Origin of the sequence: Bradyrhizobium sp. 142 (assembly GCF_023074015.1) — a bacterium.
In the GTDB taxonomy this organism is placed as follows: Bacteria; Pseudomonadota; Alphaproteobacteria; order Rhizobiales; family Xanthobacteraceae; genus Bradyrhizobium.
In genome coordinates, this window is the sequence record NZ_JADPKQ010000141.1 from 1 (window position 1) to 753 (window position 753).

Below are 753 nucleotides of genomic sequence, written 5' to 3' on the forward strand. Positions count from 1 at the left end.
TTGGACGAAGCCGCTCCGCGGCAGAACACTCGGCAAGAGTGGCCCATCTTCGGATGAAGGAATGCGGCTGAAGCAACTGTAACTGCTTTGGCGTGCCATGGTGAGACGTAATTTGCAGCGTTCATAGGCTTGGCTTCGAGCAAGATGGCGTTACTGCCCTCGGGCAGTTTTCGTTTTTTTGCCAAGGAGCCTTCAATGACCCCGCTTCGGTTACGCATGATAAACGACATGCAGATCCGCAACCTGTCACCGCATACGCAGGATTCCTATCTGCTGCAGGTTTCGCAGTTCGCCCGCCATTTTGCGAAGTCGCCGGCTTTGCTTGGGCCGGAAGATGTCCGCGCCTACCAAGTCTATCTGACGAACGAGAAGAAGTTGGCGCCGAAGTCGATCCACGTGACCGTCTCAGCGCTCCGTTTCTTGTACCGTGTCACGCTCGGCTTCGAATGGGATTTCGACCTCATCATTCCGTGTCCAAAGGCGCCCAAGACACTCGCCGTCATCCTCAGCCCCGAAGAGGTGCTGCACTTCCTCGGCTGCGTGGAGAGCCTCAAGCATCAAGTGATCCTGACAACATGCTACGCCGCCGGTCTGCGCATTTCCGAAGCGGTACGCCTAAAGCCGGGAGCCATCGACCGACAGCGGATGGTGCTAGTTACGTCATGCTCTCGGCACGGTTGCTGGAGACACTGACCGACTATTGGCGCGCCGTCCGGCCGAGCACGTGGATGTTTCCCGGCGGTATCCCCAACG

At 57.9% G+C, this 753-nt stretch carries 1 protein-coding gene and 1 pseudogene; one reads left to right on the forward strand and one right to left on the reverse strand.

Annotated features, from left to right (window positions below; translation table 11 throughout):
* On the reverse strand, nt 1-230 hold a 230-nt coding region (locus IVA82_RS14110; protein ID WP_247493334.1), incomplete at its 3' end, for a hypothetical protein.
* Between IVA82_RS14110 and IVA82_RS14115 the strand changes: the two are divergent.
* Nucleotides 196-753: pseudogene (locus tag IVA82_RS14115) on the forward strand (site-specific integrase); the annotation flags it as partial. The gene IVA82_RS14110 and the pseudogene IVA82_RS14115 sit on opposite strands and share 35 nt — an antisense overlap.